We start from the raw sequence: 21,908 nt of genomic DNA on the forward strand, positions 1-21,908 counted from the left end.
TGATAAGGGACGGTCGATGATCTTGAAAGGTTGTCCGATGACCGGGAGGTGTCGGTCACACTCCGGACACGACGGACAGCACGCCTAGGCCACCGAGGGGCCGCCGAGGTACTTCCCGGCCTTGGTGTAGGGCCAGGCGTTGGCGACGCAGCCCTTCAGTCCGTCTATCTGCTGCATCATCGCCGGGGCGGGCTTGCCGGGGCCGGGGCAGGTCTCATGGCCCTGGCCGATGCGGTGGCCCACCTCATGGTTGATGATCAGCGCCCGGTACTCGCCGATCGGGCCGTCGAACTCGGGGGAGCCGGTGTTCCAGCGCGTGAGGTTGACCATGACCTGCGTTCCGGCGGCGCAGTTGACCTTGCCACGGGTCTTCAGACCGGCCTGCCCGCAGATGTCGTCGACCGTGTCCGGGGTGGCGATCTTCACCTCGAAGTCGTAAGCGCCGTCGGCCACCAGCTGGAAGGAGTGCTTCTGGTCCCTGGTCCAGCCGCGCTCGTCCGCGAGGACCGCGGATATCTCGGCCGCGGCCTTCTTCGCGTCGACGCCGGTGCCCTCCTCCACCTGGACCTTGAACCGCCGTACGTCGCCGCCGTCGCCGATCACCTCGCCGGACGCCTTCGCGGTGGTGAAGGTGCCGGTCCCGGCGGGGGACGTGGGCGCGGCGGGGCGCGCGGGGGCGGCGTCGCGGGAGGACCGGGAGGGCGGCGCCGACGGGGCCGACGGCGTCGCGGTGGGGGACGGGCTCGCCGCCGCGGAGTCCGCGGGGGCGGACCGTACGCCGCCGCCGTCGGCCGGTAACAGGACGTACGCGGCCAGCAGGGCTCCGGCCGTCACCGCCGCGCCGACCAGCAGCGGCACCACCGGCGACCGGCGCCGGCGGCGGCGCCGGGAACGGCGGTGCGAGGCCCGGGAGGGCGGCGCGGCGGACGGTTCGGCGGACTGCTCGGTGACGGTCATGCGGGGGGTGCTCCAGGGGTGGTGAAGGAGGTGTGCGCAAGAAGGGGTGGGACGTCGGCGGGCTCAGGAGAAGCGGGCCGAGGAGAGCGCGTCCTCGACGCGCTCGACGAGGGCGGGGTCCGCGGAGGCGAGGCAGGCGTACCCGGCGACCGTGCTGTCTCGGTGGTCGGGCAGCGGCTGCCGCCGACTGAGGAAGGCCGTGCCGCCCAGCTCCCGGCAGACCGCGGTCGGGGACGACCGTGTCACGGGCAGGTCCTTCCCGGGCCGGTCGTAGGACTCCCGGCGCCACAGCAGCAGGGCGCTGTTCTTGGGGAGCCTGGTCACCGGCAGGCACAGCTCGGGGCCGTAGAGGGCTTCCTTGAGGGGCTCGCCGCACGCGCCGTCGCCCGGGACCGGGGGAACGACGCTCGACGGCGTGCTGTCCGGGGTGCTCGTCGCCCTGCCCGGGGTGCTGGCCGCGGCCGTGCTCGACGTCTCGTTGGCCGCCGGGCCCGCCAGGACGTAGGTCTCGCTCGCGGGCACGTCCGTGCCATCGGTGCGCTGCGGCCGTGGCACCCGCCAGTCGCCGGGCACGGACACCCGCAGGTTCATGCCGCCCGCGACGTCCGGCAGCTTCAGCACCTTCCGGGGCGTCGCGGTCCGGTCCGGGGCGGGCGCCGTGGCCGGAGTGGTGGAGCCGGGCTCGGCGGACCGGCCGTCGCGCAGGCCGGTGGCGAGCGACACCGCCCCCGCGATCAGCGCGACCACCACGGGGGCGGCCACGACGGCGGTGCGCCGTCTGCGGGCCCGCGCCACCCGGTGCCGGACCCGCTCCATCCGGTCCTCCGGCGCCGCCAGCTGCGGGGTGTCGGCGTCCGCGAGCCGGCGCAGCCCGGCCGCGGTGCGGGTCAGCTCCTCGGTGCCGTACCCGCCGGGGTCGTTCTTCGTCACCACGGTCCTCACCTCACTTCGGCGCGGTACGGCCGCGGACCGGCTCCGGGGCGGGCACGAGACCGGGATCGAATCCGGGCAGCCGGGCGCGCAGCGTGTTCAGGGCCTTCGACGCCTGGCTCTTGACCGTGCCGGTGGAGCAGCCCAGCACCGTGGCGGTCTGCTCCACGCTCAGATCCTCCAGATAGCGCAGCACGACGACCTCGCGCTGGCGCCGGGGCAGCAGCCGCAGCAGCCCGATGAGCGTCCGTCCCTGGTCGACCTCGCCGACGTGGCGGTACGGCCCGGTCGGGCCGCCCCGGGACGACGGCTCGGGCAGCTCGGAGTGGGGCACCTCGCGCCGCCAGTGCCGCCGCCACCAGGACGCGTGCAGATGGACCAGGGTGCGGCGGACGTACGCCTCGGGGTTCTCCTCGGCGATCCGCCCCCACTTCGGCCAGACCCGGGCCAGGGCGCTCTGCAGCAGGTCCTCGGCCAGATGCCGGTCGCCGGTCAGGAACCAGGCGGAACGCAGCAGCCGTGGCCCGCAGGCGGCGACGAACTCCTCGAACTCTGTCCACTCGCCGCCCGCCATGCCGCCCTCGCGTGATTCGAAGCCGATCCTTCGTGTGATCCACGCACGCCGAACGCGTTGGAGGCGGGGCTTGGTTGCCCATTGTGGGTCAGATCACAAGGGGCGAGGGGGCGGTAATGTTTGGCGACCTCGGGAGACCTCGGGCGACCTCAGTGGACGAGCAGCGCCCCGAGCACCGCGAGCCAGCAGAGCGAAACCAGCACCGGCAGCAGCACCATGATCGCGCCGGTGGGTGACACCTTCAGATAGGCGGAACCGGGGTCACTGGTGCGGCGGTTCACGATCCGCTCGCCGCCGTGCCAGGCCATGTACTCCTCGAGCTCTATCACCGCTTCCTTGCGCGCCAGCAGGTACTGACGGCCGAAGCGCAGCATCTGCGAGAAGCCCAGCGACACCCCGAAGCCGATGATCGAGATGATCACCGCCAGGACCTTGCCCAGGGTGCCGCCCGCGCCCTCCTTACCGAGGAAGAAGGCAGTGGCGGCCGCGAGGCCCGCGGTGATGTAGAAGAAGTTGTTCAGCTTCTGCCAGTTCAGGTTGTCCTCGTGCTTGTAGAGGTCCACCGCGATTTGGTACTGCGCGTGCAGGATCGCCTCGCGCGGTTTGCGCCACACCCACACCACCCGCGGCAGCCCGTCCGGCGGGGTCAGCCGGGTCAGCTCCTGGAAGCCGAGCTTGTGGTGGAAGTGCGCGGACGCGTCGTTGGGCGGGTCGTTGACCACCGCGGCGATCACGGGGCTTTTGTCCCACTGGTCGAGCACGTGGTAGTAGAGCATCGAGGCGACGCCCGACCGCCCCGCCTCGCGGGCCACGCAGATCTGCTTGATCACCAGGTAGCTGCCCAGCGTCGTCTTGATCCGGCGGTTCAGCCACTCGTCCGGCTCAACCTGGTCGGAGCTGTACGCCATCAGGAACGCCAGTACCTGCCCGCCCTTGACCGCCACGTAGAAGTGCTCGGCGGTCGCCAGCCGGGAGCGGTAGTCCGCCTCGGTGTACGCCGAGACCAGGAAACCGCCCTCCGTCGACCCCCGGACGCCGCCCGGCCCGTTAAGGCTCCGTGACTCGGCGATCCGGACGATCTGCTCCACGTGCTCCTCGCCCGCCCGTAAGATCTCCACCCGTAACGGCACAGCCATTCCGATACCCCCCTCTTCCCGGCGCGCCGAAGGTACCGTGGTCACGGTCCGTCGCACCACCGTGCGGGCGAGGATTCGCCGATGTGGGTGTGGGGTACGCTCCAGGGCCGATTCGCGGAGGCTGGGCCTCGTGTGGCAGACTGTCCGGGTTGCTCGGTTGAGTGCCGATGCTGTGCGCCTCCCGCCGGGAGGACTGGAAGCTAGTCCCGCAGTACTCGTCGTCTCTGATCAGGGACGGAAGTACGGGAATCTTCCGGGAAGTGTCAGCGGGGCCCCAACCAGGCACCCGGTGGGTGACTTTCTCCCCTCAGTAGCCCCCTTCGCGAGGGATCTCCGCTGTGGAGATTTACGGGAAGGGACGCGACACGCCCGACCGCGTGGGTCGGGGGTGGGGTGGGAGAGCCGCTAACGCCATCGGGTCCCAGAGCGTTACGAGAGACAGGACTACGAAGTAGCCATGGCGGGACAGAAGATCCGCATCCGGCTCAAGGCCTACGACCACGAGGTCATCGACTCTTCGGCGAAGAAGATCGTCGAGACGGTGACCCGCACTGGTGCGTCGGTCGCGGGCCCGGTGCCGCTGCCCACAGAGAAGAACGTGTACTGCGTCATCAAGTCGCCGCACAAGTACAAGGACGCGCGCGAGCACTTCGAGATGCGTACGCACAAGCGCCTCATCGACATCCTCGACCCCACGCCGAAGACAGTCGACTCGCTCATGCGTCTCGACCTGCCGGCGGGCGTCGACATCGAGATCAAGCTCTGAGGTGACGCGCGAGATGGCAAAGCAGATCAAGGGCGTCCTGGGCGAGAAGCTCGGCATGACGCAGGTGTGGGACGAGAACAACCGTGTCGTCCCGGTCACCGTCGTCAAGGCCGGCCCCTGCGTCGTGACCCAGGTCCGTACCGATGACGCGGACGGCTACGACGCCGTCCAGATCGCCTTCGGCGAGATCGACCCGCGCAAGGTGAACAAGCCCCTCAAGGGCCACTTCGCCAAGGCCGACGTCACCCCGCGCCGCCACCTGGTGGAGCTGCGTACCGCTGACGCCAGCGAGTACACGCTCGGCCAGGAGGTCACCGCTGAGGCGTTTGACTCCGGTGTCAAGGTCGACGTGACCGGCACCAGCAAGGGCAAGGGCACCGCCGGTGTCATGAAGCGCCACGGCTTCGCAGGCCTCGGCGCCGGCCACGGCACCCAGCGCAAGCACCGCTCGCCGGGCTCGATCGGTGGCTGCGCCACGCCGGGCCGCGTGTTCAAGGGCCTGCGCATGGCGGGCCGCATGGGCAACGAGCGGGTCACCACCCAGAACCTGACCGTCCATGCCGTTGACGCGGAGAAGGGCCTGCTCCTGATCAAGGGAGCGGTTCCTGGTCCGAACGGCGGCCTCGTCCTGGTCCGTACCGCGGCCAAGGGGGCCTGAGGTAACCGATGAGCACCATTGACATCCTTTCGCCGGCAGGCGACAAGGCCGGGACCGTCGAACTCCCCACGGAGATCTTCGACGTGCAGGTCAGCGTTCCGCTGATCCACCAGGTCGTCGTCGCACAGCTGGCCGCTGCCCGACAGGGCACGCACAAGACCAAGACCCGTGGCGAGGTCCGCGGCGGTGGCAAGAAGCCGTACCGCCAGAAGGGCACCGGTCGCGCCCGTCAGGGCTCGACCCGCGCGCCGCAGTTCGCCGGTGGTGGCGTCGTGCACGGTCCCGTGCCGCGTGACTACAGCCAGCGGACCCCGAAGAAGATGAAGGCCGCCGCGCTGCGCGGGGCCCTCTCGGACCGGGCGCGCCACAGCCGCGTTCACGTCGTGAGCGGCGTGGTCGAGGGCGACGTCTCCACCAAGGCCGCGAAGGTCCTGCTGGGCAAGATCAGCGAGCGCAAGCACGTGCTGCTGATCGCCGAGCGGAGCGACGAGGCCGCGTGGCTGTCCGCCCGCAACCTGCCCCAGGTGCACATCCTGGAGCCGGGCCAGCTGAACACGTACGACGTGCTCGTCTCCGATGACGTGGTCTTCACCAAGGCCGCCTTCGAGTCCTTCGTGGCTGGTCCCAAGGCCGCTGAGAAGACCGAAGGGAGCGCCGCCTGATGAGTGAGGCGACCGCTGTCACCAGCAAGACCTTCACCGACCACCGCGACATTCTCGTCAAGCCGGTGGTCTCGGAGAAGAGCTACGCGCTGCTGGACGAGAACAAGTACACGTTCATCGTCGACCCGCGCGCGAACAAGACCCAGATCAAGCAGGCCGTCGAGGCGGTCTTCTCGGTCAAGGTCACCGGGGTCAACACGATCAACCGGCAGGGCAAGCGCAAGCGCACCCGCACCGGTTACGGCAAGCGCAAGGACACCAAGCGCGCCATCGTGACCCTTGCCGAGGGCGACCGTATCGACATCTTCGGCGGCCCGACCTCCTGACGGAGGTCGGAATCGTCCAGAAGTCCGGAATATTCCGAGGACTGAGAAATGGGTATCCGCAAGTACAAGCCGACGACCCCGGGCCGTCGTGGCTCCAGCGTCGCCGACTTCGTCGAGATCACGCGGTCCACGCCGGAGAAGTCGCTGGTCCGCCCGCTGCACAGCAAGGGTGGTCGTAACAACGCCGGCCGCATCACGGTCCGCCACCAGGGTGGCGGTCACAAGCGTGCGTACCGCGTGATCGACTTCCGCCGTCACGACAAGGACGGCGTCCCGGCGAAGGTCGCGCACATCGAGTACGACCCCAACCGCACCGCGCGCATCGCGCTGCTGCACTACGTGGACGGCGAGAAGCGCTACATCCTCGCCCCGCGTGGCCTGAAGCAGGGCGACCGGATCGAGAACGGTCCCGGCGCCGACATCAAGCCCGGCAACAACCTGTCGCTGCGCAACATCCCCGTCGGTACCACGCTGCACGCCATCGAGCTGCGGCCCGGCGGCGGCGCCAAGTTCGCCCGCTCCGCGGGTGCCTCGGTGCAGCTGCTGGCGAAGGAGGGCTCCATGGCCCACCTTCGTATGCCGTCCGGTGAGATCCGCCTGGTCGACGTCCGCTGCCGCGGCACTGTCGGCGAGGTCGGCAATGCCGAGCAGTCGAACATCAACTGGGGCAAGGCCGGCCGCATGCGCTGGAAGGGCGTCCGCCCGACCGTTCGTGGTGTGGTCATGAACCCCGTCGACCACCCGCACGGTGGTGGTGAGGGCAAGACCTCCGGTGGTCGCCACCCGGTCTCGCCGTGGGGTCAGAAGGAGGGCCGTACGCGCTCGCCGAAGAAGGCCAGCAACAAGTACATCGTCCGCCGCCGCAAGACGAACAAGAAGCGCTAGGAGCGGGTTTAGATGCCGCGTAGTCTCAAGAAGGGGCCCTTCGTCGACGACCACCTGATCAAAAAGGTGGACGTTCAGAACGAAGCCGGCACCAAGAACGTCATCAAGACCTGGTCCCGCCGCTCGATGATCGTCCCGGCGATGCTCGGCCACACGATCGCGGTGCACGACGGCCGTAAGCACGTCCCGGTGTTCGTCTCCGAGTCGATGGTCGGCCACAAGCTCGGCGAGTTCGCGCCGACCCGCACCTTCCGCGGCCACGAGAAGGACGACCGCAAGTCGCGTCGTCGCTGATCGGCGGAAGAGACTCATGACAGACACTGAAGGGACAACCATGGAAGCCAGGGCCCAGGCGCGGTACATCCGCGTCACGCCCATGAAGGCCCGCCGAGTGGTGGACCTCATCCGTGGCATGGGCGCCACGGAGGCTCAGGCGGTCCTGCGCTTCGCCCCGCAGGCCGCGAGCGTGCCGGTCGGCAAGGTGCTTGACAGCGCCATTGCCAACGCCGCGCACAACTACGACCACACCGACGCCGGCGACCTCGTCATTTCCGAGGCCTTTGTCGACGAGGGCCCGACTCTGAAGCGTTTCCGTCCGCGCGCCCAGGGTCGCGCCTACCGGATCCGCAAGCGGACCAGCCACATCACCGTGGTCGTCAGCAGCAAGGAAGGAACCCGGTAATGGGCCAGAAGGTTAACCCGCACGGGTTCCGGCTCGGCATCACCACCGACTTCAAGTCGCGCTGGTACGCCGACAAGCTGTACAAGGACTACGTCAAGGAAGACGTCGCCATCCGCCGGATGATGACGAAGGGCATGGAGCGCGCCGGTATCTCCAAGGTGGAGATCGAGCGCACCCGTGACCGCGTCCGCGTCGACATCCACACCGCCCGGCCGGGCATCGTCATCGGCCGTCGCGGCGCGGAGGCCGACCGTATCCGCGGCGAGCTGGAGAAGCTCACCGGCAAGCAGGTGCAGCTCAACATCCTCGAGGTCAAGAACCCCGAGGTGGACGCTCAGCTGGTGGCCCAGGCCGTCGCCGAGCAGCTGTCCTCCCGCGTCTCCTTCCGTCGCGCCATGCGTAAGAGCATGCAGTCGACGATGAAGGCCGGTGCCAAGGGCATCAAGATCCAGTGTGGTGGCCGTCTCGGCGGCGCCGAGATGTCCCGCTCGGAGTTCTACCGCGAGGGCCGTGTGCCCCTGCACACGCTCCGCGCGAACGTGGACTACGGCTTCTTCGAGGCCAAGACCACCTTCGGCCGCATCGGCGTCAAGGTGTGGATCTACAAGGGCGACGTCAAGAACATCGCCGAGGTCCGCGCCGAGAACGCCGCCGCCCGCGCCGGCAACCGCCCGTCGCGTGGTGGTGGCGGCGGCGGCAGCGACCGCCCGCAGCGCCGTGGTGGCGAGCGCGGTGGCCGTGGCCGCAAGCCGCAGCAGCAGAATGCCGCCGCCGAGGCCCCCAAGGCCGAGGCCGCAGCCGCTGCTCCGGCCGCTGAGGCCGCGTCTTCTACCAGCAGCGGAACGGAGGCCTGACCGACATGCTGATCCCTCGCAGGGTCAAGCACCGCAAGCAGCACCACCCCAAGCGGTCCGGCATGGCCAAGGGCGGCACGGAGCTGGCGTTCGGCGAGTACGGCATTCAGGCCGTCACCCCGGCGTACGTCACGAACCGTCAGATCGAGGCCGCTCGTATCGCGATGACCCGCCACATCAAGCGTGGCGGCAAGGTCTGGATCAACATCTACCCGGACCGTCCGCTGACGAAGAAGCCCGCCGAGACCCGCATGGGTTCCGGTAAGGGTTCGCCGGAGTGGTGGATCGCGAACGTCAAGCCCGGTCGGGTGATGTTCGAGCTGTCCTACCCGAACGAGAAGACTGCGCGTGAGGCGCTCACCCGCGCTGCTCACAAGCTCCCGATGAAGTGCCGGATCGTGCGGCGCGAGGCAGGTGAGTCGTGATGGCGGCCGGTACCAAGGCGTCCGAGCTGCGTGAGCTGAACAACGAGGACCTCGTTGGCAAGCTGCGTGAGGCCAAGGAAGAGCTGTTCAACCTCCGCTTCCAGGCGGCGACCGGACAGCTCGAGAACCACGGCCGGCTGAAGGCCGTCCGCAAGGACATCGCCCGGATCTACACCCTGATGCGGGAGCGCGAGCTCGGCATCGAGACGGTGGAGAGCGCCTGATGAGCGAGACGAATGTGACTGAGAACGCACCGCAGAGCCGTGGCTTCCGCAAGACCCGTGAGGGTCTAGTCGTCAGCGACAAGATGGACAAGACCGTCGTCGTCGCCGTCGAGGACCGCGTCAAGCACGCGCTGTACGGCAAGGTCATCCGCCGTACCAACAAGCTCAAGGCGCACGACGAGCAGAACGCCGCGGGTGTCGGCGACCGTGTCCTCCTGATGGAGACCCGGCCGCTGTCCGCGACCAAGCGCTGGCGCGTCGTCGAGATCCTCGAGAAGGCCAAGTAAATCCCTGAGGGCATTAGCTCTCAGGTCAGTTCCGCCAGGCTCGGCAGGGGCTCGGTATATCGAGCCCCTGCCGGGAACCGGCAGACGATCAGGAGATAGACGTGATCCAGCAGGAGTCGCGACTGCGCGTCGCCGACAACACTGGTGCGAAGGAAATCCTTTGCATCCGTGTTCTCGGTGGCTCCGGTCGCCGCTACGCGGGCATCGGTGACGTCATCGTCGCCACCGTGAAGGACGCGATCCCCGGTGGCAACGTGAAGAAGGGTGACGTCATCAAGGCGGTCATCGTGCGCACCGTCAAGGAGCGCCGCCGCCCGGACGGTTCGTACATCCGCTTCGACGAGAACGCGGCCGTCATCCTCAAGAACGATGGCGACCCCCGCGGCACCCGTATCTTCGGCCCGGTGGGTCGTGAGCTGCGCGAGAAGAAGTTCATGAAGATCATCTCGCTCGCGCCGGAGGTGCTGTAACCGATGAAGGTCAAGAAGGGCGACCTGGTCCAGGTCATCACCGGTAAGGACAAGGGCAAGCAGGGCAAGGTCATCGCGGCCTTCCCCCGCGAGGACCGCGTCCTGGTCGAGGGTGTCAACCGGGTCAAGAAGCACACCAAGGCCGGACAGTCCGCTCGTGGTTCGAAGACCGGCGGCATCGTGACGACCGAGGCCCCGATCCACGTGAGCAACGTTCAGCTCGTGGTGGAGAAGGACGGCAACAAGGTTGTCACCCGCGTCGGGTTCCGCTTCGACGACGAGGGCAACAAGATCCGCGTTGCCAAGCGGACCGGTGAGGACATCTGATGACTGCCACCACCACTGCACCGCGTCTCAAGACGCGCTACCGCGAAGAGATCCAGGGCAAGCTGCAGGAGCAGTTCTCCATCGAGAACGTCATGCAGATCCCCGGTCTCACCAAGGTCGTGGTCAACATGGGTGTGGGCGATGCCGCCCGCGACTCCAAGCTGATCGAGGGCGCCATCCGCGACCTCACCACGATCACCGGCCAGAAGCCGGCCGTCACCAAGGCCCGTAAGTCCATCGCGCAGTTCAAGCTGCGTGAGGGCCAGCCGATCGGTGCCCACGTCACCCTCCGGGGCGACCGCATGTGGGAGTTCCTGGACCGTCTGGTGTCGCTCGCGCTTCCGCGCATCCGCGACTTCCGTGGTCTGTCGCCGAAGCAGTTCGACGGCCGTGGGAATTACACGTTCGGTCTCACGGAGCAGGTCATGTTCCACGAGATCGACCAGGACAAGATCGACCGCGTCCGGGGTATGGACATCACCGTGGTGACCACGGCGACCACCGACGACCAGGGCCGCGCCCTGCTTCGTCACCTCGGCTTCCCGTTCAAGGAGGCGTGAGCCGTGGCGAAGAAGGCTCTTATTGCCAAGGCCGCCCGCAAGCCCAAGTTCGGCGTGCGTGGATACACCCGCTGCCAGCGCTGCGGCCGTCCCCACTCCGTGTACCGCAAGTTCGGCCTGTGCCGCGTGTGCCTTCGTGAGATGGCTCACCGTGGAGAGCTGCCGGGCGTGACCAAGAGCTCCTGGTAACCAGCCCACTCGGACTGGTACCAGAGGCTCTCGGTAAGCAATGGATGGCGAGACCCGCCCTCTCACTCCCGTAGAGTGGAAGGGTTGGGTGCTCGTCGCCCAGAATTGTCTTACTACGCCGAAGGTCCCCGCGCCGCACCCGTGCCCACCCAGAGTGGGTGAGAGGGATGGCGCAGATAGGAAACCCCGGCGAGAGAGGCCGAAGGCCAAACATGACCATGACCGATCCGATCGCAGACATGCTGACTCGTCTGCGAAACGCGAACTCGGCTTATCACGACGACGTCGTGATGCCCCACAGCAAGATCAAGTCGCACATCGCGGAGATCCTCCAGCAGGAGGGCTACATCACCGGCTGGAAGGTCGAGGACGCCGAGGTTGGCAAGAACCTCACCCTCGAGCTGAAGTTCGGCCCGAACCGTGAGCGCTCGATCGCGGGCATCAAGCGGATCTCGAAGCCGGGCCTGCGGGTCTACGCAAAGTCCACCAGCTTGCCGAGGGTGCTCGGAGGCCTGGGCGTGGCGATCATCTCCACGTCGCATGGGCTCCTCACCGACAAGCAGGCCGGCAAGAAGGGCGTGGGTGGGGAAGTCCTCGCCTACGTCTGGTAACCAGGGAACGGAGGAAGCACATGTCGCGTATTGGCAAGCTGCCCATCCAGGTTCCCGCTGGTGTGGACGTCACTATCGATGGCCGCACGGTCGCCGTGAAGGGCCCCAAGGGCTCCCTCTCGCACACCGTCGCCGCGCCCATCGAGGTCGCCAAGGGTGAGGACAACAACCTCGTTGTCACGCGCCCGAACGACGAGCGTCAGAACAAGGCCCTGCACGGCCTGTCCCGCACGCTGGTGGCGAACATGATCACCGGCGTGACCCAGGGCTACAGCAAGGCGCTCGAGATCAGCGGTGTCGGCTACCGCGTACTGGCGAAGGGCTCCAACCTGGAGTTCTCGCTCGGCTACAGCCACCCGATCCTGATCGAGGCCCCCGAGGGCATCACCTTCAAGGTGGAGTCCGCGACCAAGCTGAGCGTCGAGGGCATCGACAAGCAGCGGGTCGGCGAGGTCGCCGCGAACATTCGCAAGCTTCGCAAGCCCGACCCCTACAAGGCCAAGGGCGTGAAGTATGCGGGCGAGGTCATCCGCCGCAAGGTCGGAAAGGCTGGTAAGTAAGCCATGACATACGGTGTGAAGATCGCTAAGGGCAACGCGCGCAAGGCCGCTGCCATCAAGCGCCGTCACATCCGCGTCCGCAAGCGGATCTCCGGTACGCCGGAGCGTCCCCGCCTCGTGGTGACGCGGTCCAACCGCCACATGGTGGCCCAGGTCATCGACGACATCGCGGGCCACACGCTCGCTTCGGCGTCGACCCTGGACACCGGGATTCGTGGTGGCGAGAGTGACAAGAGCGACCAGGCCAAGCAGGTCGGCGCGCTGGTGGCCGAGCGGGCGAAGGCCGCGGGTGTCGAGGCCGTCGTGTTCGACCGCGGTGGCAACCAGTACGCCGGGCGCATCGCCGCTCTGGCGGACGCCGCCCGCGAAGCCGGGCTGAAGTTCTAAGCCCCGGTTCCGGAGCTAGCGGACGTAACAGAGAGAGGTAAAACCAATGGCTGGACCCCAGCGTCGCGGTGGCGGCGCCGGTGGCGGCGAGCGGCGGGACCGGAAGGACCGGCGGGACGGTGGCGCAGCTGCCGAGAAGACCGCCTACGTCGAGCGCGTTGTCGCGATCAACCGCGTCGCCAAGGTCGTGAAGGGTGGTCGTCGCTTCAGCTTCACCGCGCTGGTCGTGGTGGGCGATGGTGACGGCACCGTCGGTGTCGGTTACGGCAAGGCCAAGGAAGTGCCGGCCGCGATCGCCAAGGGCGTGGAGGAGGCCAAGAAGAACTTCTTCAAGGTCCCTCGTATCGCCGGCACCATCCCGCACCCGATCCAGGGTGAAGAGGCCGCGGGCGTCGTGCTGCTCAAGCCGGCGTCCCCCGGTACCGGTGTGATCGCCGGTGGCCCGGTGCGCGCCGTTCTGGAGTGCGCGGGCATCCACGACGTGCTGAGCAAGTCGCTCGGCTCGTCGAACCCGATCAACATCGTGCACGCCACGCGCGCCGCTCTGCAGGGCCTTCAGCGGCCCGAGGAGATCGCGGCCCGTCGTGGTCTGCCGCTCGAGGACGTCGCACCCGCCGCTCTGCTGCGGGCGCGTGCCGGGGTGGGTGTGTGAGCATGGCCCGCCTCAAGATCACGCAGACGAAGTCGTACATCGGCAGCAAGCAGAACCACCGCGACACCCTGCGTTCGCTCGGGCTGAAGAAGCTCGGCGACGTGGTTGTCAAGGAGGACCGCCCCGAGTTCCGCGGCATGGCGACCACCGTGCGGCACCTCGTGACGGTTGAGGAGGTCGACTGACATGGCGGAGGACAAGCCGCTGAAGGTCCACAACCTCCGGCCCGCCCCGGGCGCCAAGACCGCCAAGACCCGTGTCGGTCGTGGTGAGGCGTCCAAGGGTAAGACCGCCGGTCGTGGTACCAAGGGCACGAAGGCCCGTTACCAGGTTCCGGAGCGCTTCGAGGGTGGGCAGATGCCCCTCCACATGCGGCTCCCGAAGCTGAAGGGCTTCAAGAACCCCTTCCGCACCGAGTACCAGGTCGTGAACCTGGACAAGCTGACCGCGCTCTACCCGCAGGGTGGCGAGGTCACGGTGGCCGATCTGGTCGCCAAGGGTGCGGTGCGCAAGAACCAGCTCGTCAAGGTGCTGGGCTCCGGCGAGGTCTCCGTGGCGCTCCAGGTGACGGTCGACGCCGTCTCCGGGTCCGCCAAGGAGAAGATCGCCGCCGCCGGTGGCACTGTCACCGAGCTCGTCTGAGCAACGTGCGAAACTGGCCGGGGATGCCCCAGATTCGGGGCATCCCCGGTTGGTCGTTCCTAGGGAGGCCAGGTCGCCGGTAAGGTGGCGTGCGCCGTTACCTTCCGTGCGGTACGTCTTCGTACGGGTCCTGGCTGATAAGTATTCGTCGATCCTCAAGACCGTCACCTCTCGCGCCACGAACGCGGGGGGCGCAGGAGGCACCGTGCTCACCGCGTTCGCCCGGGCGTTCAAGACGCCCGACCTGCGCAAGAAGCTGCTGTTCACGCTGGCCATCATCGTGCTGTTCCGGCTCGGGCAACATGTCCCGATCCCGGGCATCGACTACAAGAACGTCCAGACGTGCATGGACTTGGCCAAGGGTCAGCAGGGGCTGTTCGGCCTGGTCAACATGTTCAGTGGTGGCGCACTGCTCCAGATCACCATCTTCGCGCTCGGGATCATGCCGTACATCACGGCGAGCATCATCCTGCAGCTGCTGACCGTGGTGATTCCACGTCTGGAGGCCCTCAAGAAGGAGGGCCAGACGGGGCAGGCGAAGATCACGCAGTACACCCGTTACCTGACTGTCGCGCTGGCGATCCTCCAGGGCACGGGCCTGGTCGCCACCGCGCGCAGCGGTTCTCTGTTCCAGAGCTGCCCGGTCGGCAATCAGATCGTCCGGGACGATTCGATCTTCACCACCGCCGTGATGGTCATCACGATGACCGCCGGCACCGCGCTGATCATGTGGCTCGGTGAGCTGGTCACCGACCGCGGCATCGGCAACGGTATGTCGATCCTGATGTTCGTCTCGATCGCCGCCGGTTTCCCCAGCGCCATGTGGAGCATCAAGAGCCAGGGCAAGATCATGGGCGGCTGGCTGGAGTTCGGCCTGGTGATCGCCTGTGGGCTGGCCATGGTCGGCCTGGTGGTCTTCGTCGAGCAGGCGCAGCGCCGCATCCCGGTGCAGTACGCCAAGCGCATGATCGGCCGTCGCAGTTACGGCGGCACGTCCACCTACATCCCGATGAAGGTGAACCAGGCAGGCGTGATCCCCGTGATCTTCGCCTCGTCCCTGCTCTACATTCCGGCGCTGATCGTTCAGTTCAGTCAGTCCAAGGCGGGCTGGGCGAACTGGATCTCGCAGAACCTGGTCAAGGGCGACCACCCGGTCTACATCACCGCGTACTTCCTGCTGATCGTCTTCTTCGCGTTCTTCTACGTCGCCATCAGCTTCAACCCCGAAGAAGTTGCCGACAACATGAAGAAGTATGGTGGGTTCATCCCGGGTATTCGGGCTGGTCGACCCACTGCTGAGTATCTGAGCTACGTGCTGAACCGCATCACGTGGCCCGGTGCGCTCTATCTGGGTCTGATCGCCCTGGTGCCCACGGTGGCGCTGGTGACGCTCAATGCCAATCAGAACTTCCCGTTCGGCGGCACGAGCATCCTGATCATCGTGGGTGTCGGCCTGGAGACCGTGAAGCAGATCGAGAGCCAGCTTCAGCAGCGACACTACGAAGGGTTCCTCCGCTGATGCGAATCGTCCTCGTCGGGCCTCCTGGAGCCGGCAAGGGTACGCAAGCCACGTACCTCGCCGCGAACCTGTCGATCCCGCACATCTCCACGGGCGACCTCTTCCGCGCGAACATCAGCCAGGGCACACCGCTCGGCCAGCAGGCGCAGGAGTACATGCGGGCCGGTCAGCTGGTACCGGACGAGGTCACGGTCGGCATGGCCGAGGACCGGATGCGCGAGCCGGACGCCGCGGGCGGCTTCCTGCTCGACGGCTTCCCGCGCAACGTGGCCCAGGCCCAGGCCCTGGACACCTTCCTGCGGGCCAACGAGCTGACGCTCGACGCGGTCCTGGACCTGGAGGTCCCGGAGGACGAGGTGGTCAAGCGGATCGCCGGCCGCCGTACCTGCCGCAACGACAGCGCGCACACCTTCCACGTGGAGTACAAGAAGCCCGAGGCCGAGGGCGTGTGCGATGTGTGCGGCGGCGAGCTGTACCAGCGCGAGGACGACAGCGAGGAAACCGTCCGCAAGCGCCTTGAGGTCTACCACCGCGAGACCGAGCCGATCATCGACTACTACAAGGCCAAGGGCCAGGTCGTGACGATCCCGGCGCTCGGCAAGGTCTCCGAGGTCACCCAGCGCGCGATGGGCGCGCTGGCCGCCAAGGCGGCCTGACAGCCGGGCAAGACGGTAGTACGGCCGCGCCGCCCCACGGAGGGCGTCGCGGCCGTACTGTTGAGCAGACTGTTGAGCAGAAACGATGGACCGCGGAAGGTAATGGCGATGGTGGAGATCAAGACCCCCGAGCAGATCGCGAAGATGCGTGAGGCGGGGCTGGTCGTCGCGGCCATCCACGAGGCGACGCGGGCGGCCGCCGTCCCCGGCGCCTCCACCAAGGACCTGGACGACGTCGCCCGCAAGGTGATCGCCGACCATGGTGCCAAGTCGAACTTCCTGGGCTACGGGGGCTTCCCCGCGACCATCTGCACCTCCGTGAACGACATCGTGGTGCACGGCATCCCGGACCGGGAGACCGTGCTCAAGGACGGCGACCTGCTCTCCATCGACGCGGGCGCGATCATCGACGGCTGGCACGGGGACGCCGCCTTCACGGTCTTCGTCGGCGAGGGCCACGCCCCGGAGCTGCATGAGCTGAGCCGGGTCACCGAGGAGTCGATGTGGGCCGGGATCGCCGCGGTCCGCAAGGGCAACCGGCTGCTCGACATCTCCAGGGCGATCGAGGGCTACATCCGCCGCCAGCCGCGTCCGGCCTCCGGTAAGTACGGGATCGTCGAGGACTACGGCGGCCACGGCATCGGCAGCCAGATGCACATGGACCCGCATCTGCTGAACTATGTCTCCCGCAAGCGCGGCAAGGGCCCGAAGCTGGTATCCGGCTTCTGCATCGCGATCGAGCCGATGGTGAGCCTCGGCACCGCGAAGACCCACGTCCTCGCCGACGACTGGACCGTCAAGACGGACGACGGCACCTGGTCCAGCCACTGGGAGCACTCGGTCGCGCTGACCGAGGAGGGCCCGCTCGTGCTGACGGCCGTGGACGGCGGCAAGGCGAAGCTGGCCGAGCTGGGCGTCGAGACCGCCCCCGACCCGCTGGCCTGAGCGCCCCGCGGGCCTGAGTGACCCGCCGGCCTGAGCGACGGCCTGAGCGACCCGTCGGCCGTGGGACACGGCCCGGGAACCGTTCCGGGTGGCCTGATCCGGTCGCCCTGCGTGATCCTCTTTGGCATAAACCTCGCGGAATCCGGGCATGCTGCCTCGGATTCGTGTTCCCGGCTGCCCTGACGTAGACTGACCCGTCGGCTCACGCATGCCCTCCCGCATGTCTCGGGCCGATCAAGGTAGCCGATCCCGAAAGCAGGACATGGCCAAGAAGCAAGGCGCCATCGAAATCGAGGGCACCGTGATCGAGTCTCTGCCGAACGCGATGTTCAAGGTGGAACTGCAGAACGGTCACAAGGTCCTCGCGCACATCAGCGGCAAGATGCGCATGCACTACATCCGCATCCTGCCCGATGACCGGGTTGTCGTGGAGCTGTCTCCGTACGACCTCACGCGCGGACGGATCGTCTACCGCTACAAGTAGATCTCACGACCCGGAGAACCTCACACCATGAAGGTCAAGCCGAGCGTCAAGAAGATCTGCGACAAGTGCAAGGTGATCCGCCGCCACGGCCGGGTCATGGTCATTTGCGACAACCTGCGCCACAAGCAGCGCCAGGGCTGACGCACGCCGGCCGCAGACCTGCACTTCTCGCAGCAATCTTCGCGCGACGCACAGCGATACGTACATACGCAGCCACCCGTTCCCGCCTCGTCGGGAGCGACACCCCCGGTCGGAGGCCGGGGACCCGGCCCGCCCGGCCGGGAAAGGTGCTGCAGAAGACCTCCGACAACCATCTGGAGCCAGATTCATGGCACGCCTCGCAGGCGTTGATCTCCCGCGCGAAAAGCGCGTCGAGGTCGCCCTCACCTACGTCTTCGGCATTGGTCGCACCCTTGCCCAGCAGACGCTCGCCGACACCGGTGTGAACCCGGATACCCGCGTTCGCGACCTGGCCGAAGAGGACCTGGTCAAGATCCGCGAGTACGTGGACAACAACATCAAGACCGAGGGCGACCTCCGTCGTGAGATTCAGGCCGACATCCGCCGCAAGGTGGAGATCGGCTGCTACCAGGGCCTGCGTCACCGCCGCGGCCTGCCGGTCCACGGCCAGCGCACCAGCACCAACGCCCGCACCCGCAAGGGCCCGCGTCGCGCGATCGCCGGTAAGAAGAAGCCGGGCAAGAAGTAGTCCACACCGGACGCTGCCAAGCGGTCCGAGCTGTAGGACCGACCACCTCCACGGGAGAATTCAGGAATGCCTCCGAAGAGCAGGACGGCCGGCGCCAAGAAGGTGCGCCGCAAGGAAAAGAAGAACGTCGCCCACGGGCACGCTCACATCAAGAGCACGTTCAACAACACCATCGTTTCGATCACGGACCCCACCGGGAATGTGATTTCTTGGGCCTCGGCCGGCCACGTCGGCTTCAAGGGCTCGCGCAAGTCCACTCCGTTCGCCGCGCAGATGGCCGCCGAGTCGGCCGCCCGCCGCGCGCAGGAGCACGGCATGCGCAAGGTCGATGTGTTCGTCAAGGGTCCGGGCTCCGGCCGTGAGACCGCGATCCGCTCGCTCCAGGCCACCGGCCTGGAGGTGGGCTCGATCCAGGACGTCACTCCGACTCCGCACAACGGATGCCGCCCGCCCAAGCGTCGGCGCGTCTGACCCGCTGAAGTAGGAGATAACTGGAAATGGCGCGTTATACCGGGGCCGACTGCAAGCGTTGCCGTCGGGAAAAGCAGAAGCTCTTCCTCAAGGGGAGCAAGTGCGAGAGCGCAAAGTGCCCGATCGAGATCCGTCCTTACCCCCCGGGTGAGCACGGTCGCGGGCGCACCAAGGACAGCGAGTACCTTCTGCAGCTCCGAGAGAAGCAGAAGGCGACCCGCATTTACGGCATCCTTGAGAAGCAGTTCCGTGGCTACTACGCGGAGGCGAACAAGAAGTCCGGCAAGACCGGTGAGAACCTTCTTCGCATCCTCGAGACGCGGCTGGACAACGTGGTGTACCGGGCGGGCTTCGCCAAGTCCCGGGACCACGCCCGCCAGCTGGTGCGTCACGGCCACTTCATCGTGAACGGCGTCAAGACCGACATTCCGTCGGCCCGTGTCGTCGTGAACGACATCGTCGAGGTTCGTCCGAAGTCCCGGACCATGACCCCCTTCCAGGTGGCCGTGGCCGAGGCGGGCGAGCGCACCGTGCCGGCGTGGCTGGAGTCCATTCCGTCGCAGCTGCGCATCCTCGTGCACTCGATGCCCGAGCGCCAGGTGATCGACACCCAGGTGCAGGAGCAGCTGATCGTCGAGCTCTACTCGAAGTAGTACGTCGAGTAACGCAGGCGATACGGGCGGTACGGAGCCGTTTGGCACGTACCGCCCGTACCATTGAAGGGTTCGGCGTCAAATAGTGGGCGCCGGAGACTGGAGGAAAACCTCATGCTGATCGCTCAGCGTCCCTCGTTGACCGAAGAGGTCGTCGACGAGTTCCGCTCCCGGTTCGTGATCGAGCCGCTGGAGCCGGGCTTCGGCTACACCCTCGGAAACTCCCTGCGTCGTACGCTCCTCTCCTCGATTCCCGGTGCGGCGGTCACGTCCATCCGGATCGACGGGGTCCTGCACGAGTTCACCACCGTGCCGGGCGTCAAGGAGGACGTCACCGACCTGATCCTCAACATCAAGCAGCTGGTCGTCTCCTCGGAGCACGACGAGCCGGTCGTGATGTACCTGCGCAAGCAGGGCCCGGGTCTGGTCACCGCCGCCGACATCGCCCCGCCGGCCGGTGTCGAGGTGCACAACCCGGACCTGGTCCTGGCCACGCTGAACGGCAAGGGCAAGCTGGAGATGGAGCTGACCGTCGAGCGCGGTCGCGGCTATGTCTCCGCCGTCCAGAACAAGCAGGTCGGCCAGGAGATCGGCCGGATTCCGGTCGACTCGATCTACTCGCCGGTCCTCAAGGTCACCTACAAGGTCGAGGCGACCCGTGTCGAGCAGCGCACCGACTTCGACAAGCTGATCGTCGACGTCGAGACCAAGCAGGCCATGCGCCCGCGCGACGCCATGGCGTCGGCCGGTAAGACCCTGGTCGAGCTGTTCGGTCTGGCCCGCGAGCTGAACGTCGACGCCGAGGGCATCGACATGGGCCCGTCCCCGACGGACGCCGCTCTGGCCGCCGATCTGGCGCTGCCGATCGAGGAGCTGGAGCTCACGGTCCGTTCGTACAACTGCCTCAAGCGCGAGGGCATCCACTCCGTGGGTGAGCTCGTGGCGCGGTCCGAGGCGGACCTGCTCGACATCCGCAACTTCGGCGCCAAGTCGATCGACGAGGTCAAGGCGAAGCTGGCCGGTATGGGCCTCGCGCTCAAGGACAGCCCGCCCGGATTCGACCCGACCGCCGCGGCCGACGCCTTCGGCGCGGACGACGACGCGGACGCCGGTTTCGTGGAGACCGAGCAGTACTGATCTTCCGGCGGGCACACGCTCGTCGGTAACTGACACCGGTACCTGATACGGCCGGTGCAGACATCTAGGAGATAAACCATGCCGAAGCCCGCCAAGGGCGCCCGTCTGGGCGGCAGCGCTGCGCACGAGCGGCTCCTGCTGGCGAACCTCGCCACCGCGCTGTTCGAGCACGGCCGGATCACCACCACCGAGGCGAAGGCCCGCCGCCTGCGCCCGGTCGCGGAGAAGCTGGTCACCAAGGCGAAGAAGGGCGACATTCACAACCGTCGCCTGGTGCTCCAGACCGTCCGGGACAAGAGCGTCGTGCACACTCTCTTCACCGAGATCGCGCCGCGCTACGAGAACCGGCCGGGTGGCTACACCCGCATCACCAAGATCGGCAACCGTCGTGGCGACAACGCCCCGATGGCGGTCATCGAGCTGGTCGAGGCCCTGACGGTGCAGCAGGAGGCGGTCGGCGAGGCCGAGGCCGCCACCAAGCGCACCGCGAAGGACGCCGCGGGCGACCAGGCCGTCGCGGACCTCAAGAAGGACGAGGGCACTGAGGCCGAGGCCACTGAGGCCCCTGCCGAGCCCGCCGCGGATGCGGCTGATGAGGCTGCCAAGGACGCCTGAGGCGTCTGACGGCTTGTCGTAACGGGCGGGCCCGCTCCCAGATTCTGGGTGCGGGCCCGTTCCGCGTTGTGCGTGGAGAGGAACGGTTGCGTGAGTGACGAGGCGGCGCCCGGTTTTGTACGGGTCCGGCTGGATCTGAGTTACGACGGCAAGGACTTCTCGGGCTGGGCCAAGCAGCGCGAGCGGCGCACCGTCCAGGGCGAGCTGGAGAGCGCCCTGCGCACGGTGACCCGGTCGTCGGAAAACCACGAGCTGACCGTGGCGGGCCGCACCGACGCCGGGGTGCACGCCCGTGGGCAGGTCGCGCACGTCGATCTGCCGGAGCCGGTGTGGGCCGAGCACCGGGACAAGCTGCTGCGCCGGCTGGCCGGGCGGCTGTCGCATGACGTACGGGTATGGCGGGTCACCGAGGCGCCGCCCGGTTTCAACGCGCGGTTCTCGGCGGTCTGGCGGCGGTACGCCTACCGGGTGGTGGACCATCCGGGCGGGGTCGATCCGCTGCTGCGCGGCCATGTGCTGTGGCACGACTGGCCGTTGGACGTGGACGCCATGAACGCGGCCTCGGCGGCGCTGCTCGGCGAGCACGACTTCGCCGCGTACTGCAAGCGCCGGGAGGGCGCCACCACCATCCGCACCCTCCAGAAGCTGAGCTGGGAGCGCGGCACGGACGGTGTGATCACGGCCACGGTGCGGGCCGACGCCTTCTGCCACAACATGGTCCGTTCGCTGGTCGGCGCGCTGCTGTTCACCGGCGACGGGCACCGCCCGGCGGACTGGCCGGGGAAGGTGCTGGCGGCGGGGGTGCGGGATTCGGCGGTCCATGTCGTACGCCCCCATGGCCTTACTCTCGAAGAGGTCGGCTATCCGGCCGACGAACGGCTCGCGGCCCGGAGCAAGGAGGCCCGCAACAAGCGCTCGCTGCCGAGCGCGGGGTGCTGCTGACCTGCGACGCGTG

At 67.6% G+C, this 21,908-nt stretch carries 36 protein-coding genes; 32 read left to right on the top strand and 4 right to left on the bottom strand.

Annotated features, from left to right (window positions below):
• Nucleotides 1–84 precede the first annotated feature (84 nt).
• The 4 genes from ABZ370_RS25840 to ABZ370_RS25855 form a co-directional block, all read right to left on the bottom strand.
• Nucleotides 85–957: a DUF3152 domain-containing protein gene (locus ABZ370_RS25840; protein ID WP_358625240.1), complete on the bottom strand. Its 873-nt coding sequence runs from the start codon at nucleotides 955–957 to the stop codon at nucleotides 85–87.
• Between the two features lie 63 nt (nucleotides 958–1,020).
• The gene (locus ABZ370_RS25845; RefSeq protein WP_358625241.1) at nucleotides 1,021–1,887 is read right to left on the bottom strand and encodes a hypothetical protein; all 867 of its coding nucleotides are present in this window, start codon (nucleotides 1,885–1,887) and stop codon (nucleotides 1,021–1,023) included.
• Between the two features lie 13 nt (nucleotides 1,888–1,900).
• A complete protein-coding gene (locus ABZ370_RS25850; protein WP_358625243.1) occupies nucleotides 1,901–2,461 on the bottom strand; it encodes a SigE family RNA polymerase sigma factor in 561 nt (186 codons plus the stop codon).
• 149 nt (nucleotides 2,462–2,610) lie between these two features.
• Nucleotides 2,611–3,597 (bottom strand): GNAT family N-acetyltransferase, encoded by a 987-nt coding sequence (locus tag ABZ370_RS25855; protein ID WP_358625245.1) that lies wholly within the window; start codon nucleotides 3,595–3,597, stop codon nucleotides 2,611–2,613.
• 457 nt (nucleotides 3,598–4,054) lie between these two features.
• On the opposite strand from ABZ370_RS25855, the gene rpsJ reads away from it, so the two are divergent.
• The 32 genes from rpsJ to truA all read left to right on the top strand — a co-directional run bounded on the left by rpsJ (nucleotide 4,055) and on the right by truA (nucleotide 21,895).
• Nucleotides 4,055–4,363 carry a 30S ribosomal protein S10 gene (gene rpsJ / locus ABZ370_RS25860; protein ID WP_014054162.1) on the top strand — a complete coding sequence of 103 codons (309 nt, stop codon included), beginning with the start codon at nucleotides 4,055–4,057 and terminating at the stop codon, nucleotides 4,361–4,363.
• 13 nt (nucleotides 4,364–4,376) lie between these two features.
• Complete coding sequence (gene rplC, locus ABZ370_RS25865) at nucleotides 4,377–5,021, top strand: 50S ribosomal protein L3 (RefSeq protein WP_358625248.1); 645 nt, start codon at nucleotides 4,377–4,379, stop codon at nucleotides 5,019–5,021.
• An 8-nt stretch (nucleotides 5,022–5,029) separates the two neighbouring features.
• On the top strand, nucleotides 5,030–5,683 hold the full coding sequence (rplD, locus tag ABZ370_RS25870) for a 50S ribosomal protein L4 (RefSeq protein ID WP_358625250.1): 654 nt from the start codon (nucleotides 5,030–5,032) through the stop codon (nucleotides 5,681–5,683).
• Nucleotides 5,683–6,009, top strand: coding sequence for a 50S ribosomal protein L23 (rplW, locus tag ABZ370_RS25875; protein ID WP_358625252.1), 327 nt, complete (start codon nucleotides 5,683–5,685; stop codon nucleotides 6,007–6,009). Before rplD ends, rplW begins: the two co-directional genes overlap by 1 nt.
• 48 nt (nucleotides 6,010–6,057) lie before the next feature.
• Complete coding sequence (rplB, locus tag ABZ370_RS25880; protein WP_358625254.1) at nucleotides 6,058–6,894, top strand: 50S ribosomal protein L2; 837 nt, start codon at nucleotides 6,058–6,060, stop codon at nucleotides 6,892–6,894.
• A 12-nt stretch (nucleotides 6,895–6,906) separates the two neighbouring features.
• Nucleotides 6,907–7,188, top strand: coding sequence for a 30S ribosomal protein S19 (gene rpsS, locus ABZ370_RS25885; protein ID WP_009715878.1), 282 nt, complete (start codon nucleotides 6,907–6,909; stop codon nucleotides 7,186–7,188).
• 40 nt (nucleotides 7,189–7,228) lie between these two features.
• On the top strand, nucleotides 7,229–7,576 hold the full coding sequence (gene rplV, locus ABZ370_RS25890) for a 50S ribosomal protein L22 (RefSeq protein WP_358625550.1): 348 nt from the start codon (nucleotides 7,229–7,231) through the stop codon (nucleotides 7,574–7,576).
• Nucleotides 7,576–8,430, top strand: a complete 855-nt coding sequence (gene rpsC / locus ABZ370_RS25895; protein ID WP_358625256.1) for a 30S ribosomal protein S3 — start codon at nucleotides 7,576–7,578, stop codon at nucleotides 8,428–8,430. The genes rplV and rpsC overlap by 1 nt, the downstream gene beginning before the upstream one ends.
• 5 nt (nucleotides 8,431–8,435) lie before the next feature.
• Entirely contained in the window at nucleotides 8,436–8,855 is a 420-nt protein-coding gene (gene rplP, locus ABZ370_RS25900; protein ID WP_014178774.1) for a 50S ribosomal protein L16, read from the top strand.
• Entirely contained in the window at nucleotides 8,855–9,079 is a 225-nt protein-coding gene (gene rpmC, locus ABZ370_RS25905) for a 50S ribosomal protein L29 (RefSeq protein WP_009715874.1), read from the top strand. Before rplP ends, rpmC begins: the two co-directional genes overlap by 1 nt.
• Nucleotides 9,079–9,366 carry a 30S ribosomal protein S17 gene (gene rpsQ, locus ABZ370_RS25910; RefSeq protein ID WP_009715873.1) on the top strand — a complete coding sequence of 96 codons (288 nt, stop codon included), beginning with the start codon at nucleotides 9,079–9,081 and terminating at the stop codon, nucleotides 9,364–9,366. The genes rpmC and rpsQ overlap by 1 nt, the downstream gene beginning before the upstream one ends.
• 101 nt (nucleotides 9,367–9,467) lie before the next feature.
• Nucleotides 9,468–9,836, top strand: coding sequence for a 50S ribosomal protein L14 (gene rplN / locus ABZ370_RS25915; protein WP_003992364.1), 369 nt, complete (start codon nucleotides 9,468–9,470; stop codon nucleotides 9,834–9,836).
• 3 nt (nucleotides 9,837–9,839) lie between these two features.
• A complete protein-coding gene (gene rplX / locus ABZ370_RS25920) occupies nucleotides 9,840–10,163 on the top strand; it encodes a 50S ribosomal protein L24 (RefSeq protein WP_358625260.1) in 324 nt (107 codons plus the stop codon).
• Nucleotides 10,163–10,723, top strand: a complete 561-nt coding sequence (gene rplE, locus ABZ370_RS25925; RefSeq protein ID WP_358625262.1) for a 50S ribosomal protein L5 — start codon at nucleotides 10,163–10,165, stop codon at nucleotides 10,721–10,723. Before rplX ends, rplE begins: the two co-directional genes overlap by 1 nt.
• Before the next feature lie 3 nt (nucleotides 10,724–10,726).
• Nucleotides 10,727–10,912, top strand: coding sequence for a type Z 30S ribosomal protein S14 (locus ABZ370_RS25930; RefSeq protein ID WP_003948630.1), 186 nt, complete (start codon nucleotides 10,727–10,729; stop codon nucleotides 10,910–10,912).
• A gap of 212 nt (nucleotides 10,913–11,124) precedes the next feature.
• The gene (gene rpsH, locus ABZ370_RS25935; protein WP_358625264.1) at nucleotides 11,125–11,523 is read left to right on the top strand and encodes a 30S ribosomal protein S8; all 399 of its coding nucleotides are present in this window, start codon (nucleotides 11,125–11,127) and stop codon (nucleotides 11,521–11,523) included.
• Nucleotides 11,524–11,543: 20 nt separating this feature from the next.
• Entirely contained in the window at nucleotides 11,544–12,083 is a 540-nt protein-coding gene (rplF, locus tag ABZ370_RS25940; protein ID WP_358625266.1) for a 50S ribosomal protein L6, read from the top strand.
• Between the two features lie 3 nt (nucleotides 12,084–12,086).
• A complete protein-coding gene (rplR, locus tag ABZ370_RS25945) occupies nucleotides 12,087–12,470 on the top strand; it encodes a 50S ribosomal protein L18 (protein ID WP_358625268.1) in 384 nt (127 codons plus the stop codon).
• Between the two features lie 46 nt (nucleotides 12,471–12,516).
• Nucleotides 12,517–13,122 carry a 30S ribosomal protein S5 gene (rpsE, locus tag ABZ370_RS25950; RefSeq protein ID WP_358625270.1) on the top strand — a complete coding sequence of 202 codons (606 nt, stop codon included), beginning with the start codon at nucleotides 12,517–12,519 and terminating at the stop codon, nucleotides 13,120–13,122.
• Nucleotides 13,123–13,124: 2 nt separating this feature from the next.
• Nucleotides 13,125–13,307 (top strand): 50S ribosomal protein L30, encoded by a 183-nt coding sequence (gene rpmD, locus ABZ370_RS25955; protein ID WP_009715866.1) that lies wholly within the window; start codon nucleotides 13,125–13,127, stop codon nucleotides 13,305–13,307.
• Between the two features lies 1 nt (nucleotide 13,308).
• A complete protein-coding gene (rplO, locus tag ABZ370_RS25960) occupies nucleotides 13,309–13,764 on the top strand; it encodes a 50S ribosomal protein L15 (RefSeq protein ID WP_358625273.1) in 456 nt (151 codons plus the stop codon).
• Between the two features lie 205 nt (nucleotides 13,765–13,969).
• Nucleotides 13,970–15,283, top strand: a complete 1,314-nt coding sequence (secY, locus tag ABZ370_RS25965; RefSeq protein WP_358625275.1) for a preprotein translocase subunit SecY — start codon at nucleotides 13,970–13,972, stop codon at nucleotides 15,281–15,283.
• Nucleotides 15,283–15,939 carry an adenylate kinase gene (locus tag ABZ370_RS25970; protein WP_358625277.1) on the top strand — a complete coding sequence of 219 codons (657 nt, stop codon included), beginning with the start codon at nucleotides 15,283–15,285 and terminating at the stop codon, nucleotides 15,937–15,939. The genes secY and ABZ370_RS25970 overlap by 1 nt, the downstream gene beginning before the upstream one ends.
• Nucleotides 15,940–16,047: 108 nt before the next feature.
• Nucleotides 16,048–16,884: a type I methionyl aminopeptidase gene (gene map / locus ABZ370_RS25975; RefSeq protein WP_358625279.1), complete on the top strand. Its 837-nt coding sequence runs from the start codon at nucleotides 16,048–16,050 to the stop codon at nucleotides 16,882–16,884.
• 262 nt (nucleotides 16,885–17,146) lie between these two features.
• Nucleotides 17,147–17,368 (top strand): translation initiation factor IF-1, encoded by a 222-nt coding sequence (gene infA, locus ABZ370_RS25980; protein WP_003956442.1) that lies wholly within the window; start codon nucleotides 17,147–17,149, stop codon nucleotides 17,366–17,368.
• Nucleotides 17,369–17,395: 27 nt separating this feature from the next.
• Nucleotides 17,396–17,509: a 50S ribosomal protein L36 gene (gene rpmJ / locus ABZ370_RS25985; protein WP_003956441.1), complete on the top strand. Its 114-nt coding sequence runs from the start codon at nucleotides 17,396–17,398 to the stop codon at nucleotides 17,507–17,509.
• A 187-nt stretch (nucleotides 17,510–17,696) separates the two neighbouring features.
• The gene (gene rpsM / locus ABZ370_RS25990; RefSeq protein ID WP_358625292.1) at nucleotides 17,697–18,077 is read left to right on the top strand and encodes a 30S ribosomal protein S13; all 381 of its coding nucleotides are present in this window, start codon (nucleotides 17,697–17,699) and stop codon (nucleotides 18,075–18,077) included.
• A 66-nt stretch (nucleotides 18,078–18,143) separates the two neighbouring features.
• The gene (gene rpsK, locus ABZ370_RS25995; protein WP_009715860.1) at nucleotides 18,144–18,548 is read left to right on the top strand and encodes a 30S ribosomal protein S11; all 405 of its coding nucleotides are present in this window, start codon (nucleotides 18,144–18,146) and stop codon (nucleotides 18,546–18,548) included.
• A gap of 26 nt (nucleotides 18,549–18,574) precedes the next feature.
• Entirely contained in the window at nucleotides 18,575–19,201 is a 627-nt protein-coding gene (gene rpsD / locus ABZ370_RS26000) for a 30S ribosomal protein S4 (RefSeq protein WP_358625295.1), read from the top strand.
• A gap of 114 nt (nucleotides 19,202–19,315) precedes the next feature.
• Nucleotides 19,316–20,338 (top strand): DNA-directed RNA polymerase subunit alpha, encoded by a 1,023-nt coding sequence (locus ABZ370_RS26005; RefSeq protein WP_009715858.1) that lies wholly within the window; start codon nucleotides 19,316–19,318, stop codon nucleotides 20,336–20,338.
• Between the two features lie 78 nt (nucleotides 20,339–20,416).
• On the top strand, nucleotides 20,417–20,953 hold the full coding sequence (gene rplQ / locus ABZ370_RS26010) for a 50S ribosomal protein L17 (protein WP_358625297.1): 537 nt from the start codon (nucleotides 20,417–20,419) through the stop codon (nucleotides 20,951–20,953).
• A gap of 90 nt (nucleotides 20,954–21,043) precedes the next feature.
• On the top strand, nucleotides 21,044–21,895 hold the full coding sequence (truA, locus tag ABZ370_RS26015; protein WP_358625299.1) for a tRNA pseudouridine(38-40) synthase TruA: 852 nt from the start codon (nucleotides 21,044–21,046) through the stop codon (nucleotides 21,893–21,895).
• Nucleotides 21,896–21,908: the final 13 nt, after the last annotated feature.

The sequence above is a fragment of the Streptomyces sp. NPDC005962 genome, assembly GCF_040629205.1.
GTDB lineage: Bacteria > Actinomycetota > Actinomycetes > Streptomycetales > Streptomycetaceae > Streptomyces.

Excerpts from the sequence above, each read along its gene's own strand:
- rplV (WP_358625550.1), top strand. The coding sequence starts at position 7,229 with ATGGAAGCCAGGGCCCAGGCGCGGTACATCCGCGTCACGCCCATGAAG.
- rplD (WP_358625250.1), top strand. The coding sequence starts at position 5,030 with ATGAGCACCATTGACATCCTTTCGCCGGCAGGCGACAAGGCCGGGACC.
- ABZ370_RS25970 (WP_358625277.1), top strand. The coding sequence starts at position 15,283 with ATGCGAATCGTCCTCGTCGGGCCTCCTGGAGCCGGCAAGGGTACGCAA.
- ABZ370_RS25850 (WP_358625243.1), bottom strand. The coding sequence starts at position 2,461 with ATGGCGGGCGGCGAGTGGACAGAGTTCGAGGAGTTCGTCGCCGCCTGC.
- rpmD (WP_009715866.1), top strand. The coding sequence starts at position 13,125 with ATGGCCCGCCTCAAGATCACGCAGACGAAGTCGTACATCGGCAGCAAG.
- infA (WP_003956442.1), top strand. The coding sequence starts at position 17,147 with ATGGCCAAGAAGCAAGGCGCCATCGAAATCGAGGGCACCGTGATCGAG.
- map (WP_358625279.1), top strand. The coding sequence starts at position 16,048 with ATGGTGGAGATCAAGACCCCCGAGCAGATCGCGAAGATGCGTGAGGCG.
- rplO (WP_358625273.1), top strand. The coding sequence starts at position 13,309 with ATGGCGGAGGACAAGCCGCTGAAGGTCCACAACCTCCGGCCCGCCCCG.
- rplF (WP_358625266.1), top strand. The coding sequence starts at position 11,544 with ATGTCGCGTATTGGCAAGCTGCCCATCCAGGTTCCCGCTGGTGTGGAC.
- rplC (WP_358625248.1), top strand. The coding sequence starts at position 4,377 with ATGGCAAAGCAGATCAAGGGCGTCCTGGGCGAGAAGCTCGGCATGACG.
- ABZ370_RS25855 (WP_358625245.1), bottom strand. The coding sequence starts at position 3,597 with ATGGCTGTGCCGTTACGGGTGGAGATCTTACGGGCGGGCGAGGAGCAC.
- rpmC (WP_009715874.1), top strand. The coding sequence starts at position 8,855 with ATGGCGGCCGGTACCAAGGCGTCCGAGCTGCGTGAGCTGAACAACGAG.
- rpsD (WP_358625295.1), top strand. The coding sequence starts at position 18,575 with ATGGCGCGTTATACCGGGGCCGACTGCAAGCGTTGCCGTCGGGAAAAG.
- rpsJ (WP_014054162.1), top strand. The coding sequence starts at position 4,055 with ATGGCGGGACAGAAGATCCGCATCCGGCTCAAGGCCTACGACCACGAG.
- rpsK (WP_009715860.1), top strand. The coding sequence starts at position 18,144 with ATGCCTCCGAAGAGCAGGACGGCCGGCGCCAAGAAGGTGCGCCGCAAG.
- rpsH (WP_358625264.1), top strand. The coding sequence starts at position 11,125 with ATGACCATGACCGATCCGATCGCAGACATGCTGACTCGTCTGCGAAAC.
- ABZ370_RS25840 (WP_358625240.1), bottom strand. The coding sequence starts at position 957 with ATGACCGTCACCGAGCAGTCCGCCGAACCGTCCGCCGCGCCGCCCTCC.
- rplX (WP_358625260.1), top strand. The coding sequence starts at position 9,840 with ATGAAGGTCAAGAAGGGCGACCTGGTCCAGGTCATCACCGGTAAGGAC.
- ABZ370_RS26005 (WP_009715858.1), top strand. The coding sequence starts at position 19,316 with ATGCTGATCGCTCAGCGTCCCTCGTTGACCGAAGAGGTCGTCGACGAG.
- rplQ (WP_358625297.1), top strand. The coding sequence starts at position 20,417 with ATGCCGAAGCCCGCCAAGGGCGCCCGTCTGGGCGGCAGCGCTGCGCAC.
- rpsS (WP_009715878.1), top strand. The coding sequence starts at position 6,907 with ATGCCGCGTAGTCTCAAGAAGGGGCCCTTCGTCGACGACCACCTGATC.
- rplR (WP_358625268.1), top strand. The coding sequence starts at position 12,087 with ATGACATACGGTGTGAAGATCGCTAAGGGCAACGCGCGCAAGGCCGCT.
- rpmJ (WP_003956441.1), top strand. The coding sequence starts at position 17,396 with ATGAAGGTCAAGCCGAGCGTCAAGAAGATCTGCGACAAGTGCAAGGTG.
- rpsC (WP_358625256.1), top strand. The coding sequence starts at position 7,576 with ATGGGCCAGAAGGTTAACCCGCACGGGTTCCGGCTCGGCATCACCACC.
- rplP (WP_014178774.1), top strand. The coding sequence starts at position 8,436 with ATGCTGATCCCTCGCAGGGTCAAGCACCGCAAGCAGCACCACCCCAAG.
- rplW (WP_358625252.1), top strand. The coding sequence starts at position 5,683 with ATGAGTGAGGCGACCGCTGTCACCAGCAAGACCTTCACCGACCACCGC.
- rplB (WP_358625254.1), top strand. The coding sequence starts at position 6,058 with ATGGGTATCCGCAAGTACAAGCCGACGACCCCGGGCCGTCGTGGCTCC.
- rpsQ (WP_009715873.1), top strand. The coding sequence starts at position 9,079 with ATGAGCGAGACGAATGTGACTGAGAACGCACCGCAGAGCCGTGGCTTC.
- rpsE (WP_358625270.1), top strand. The coding sequence starts at position 12,517 with ATGGCTGGACCCCAGCGTCGCGGTGGCGGCGCCGGTGGCGGCGAGCGG.
- rpsM (WP_358625292.1), top strand. The coding sequence starts at position 17,697 with ATGGCACGCCTCGCAGGCGTTGATCTCCCGCGCGAAAAGCGCGTCGAG.
- rplE (WP_358625262.1), top strand. The coding sequence starts at position 10,163 with ATGACTGCCACCACCACTGCACCGCGTCTCAAGACGCGCTACCGCGAA.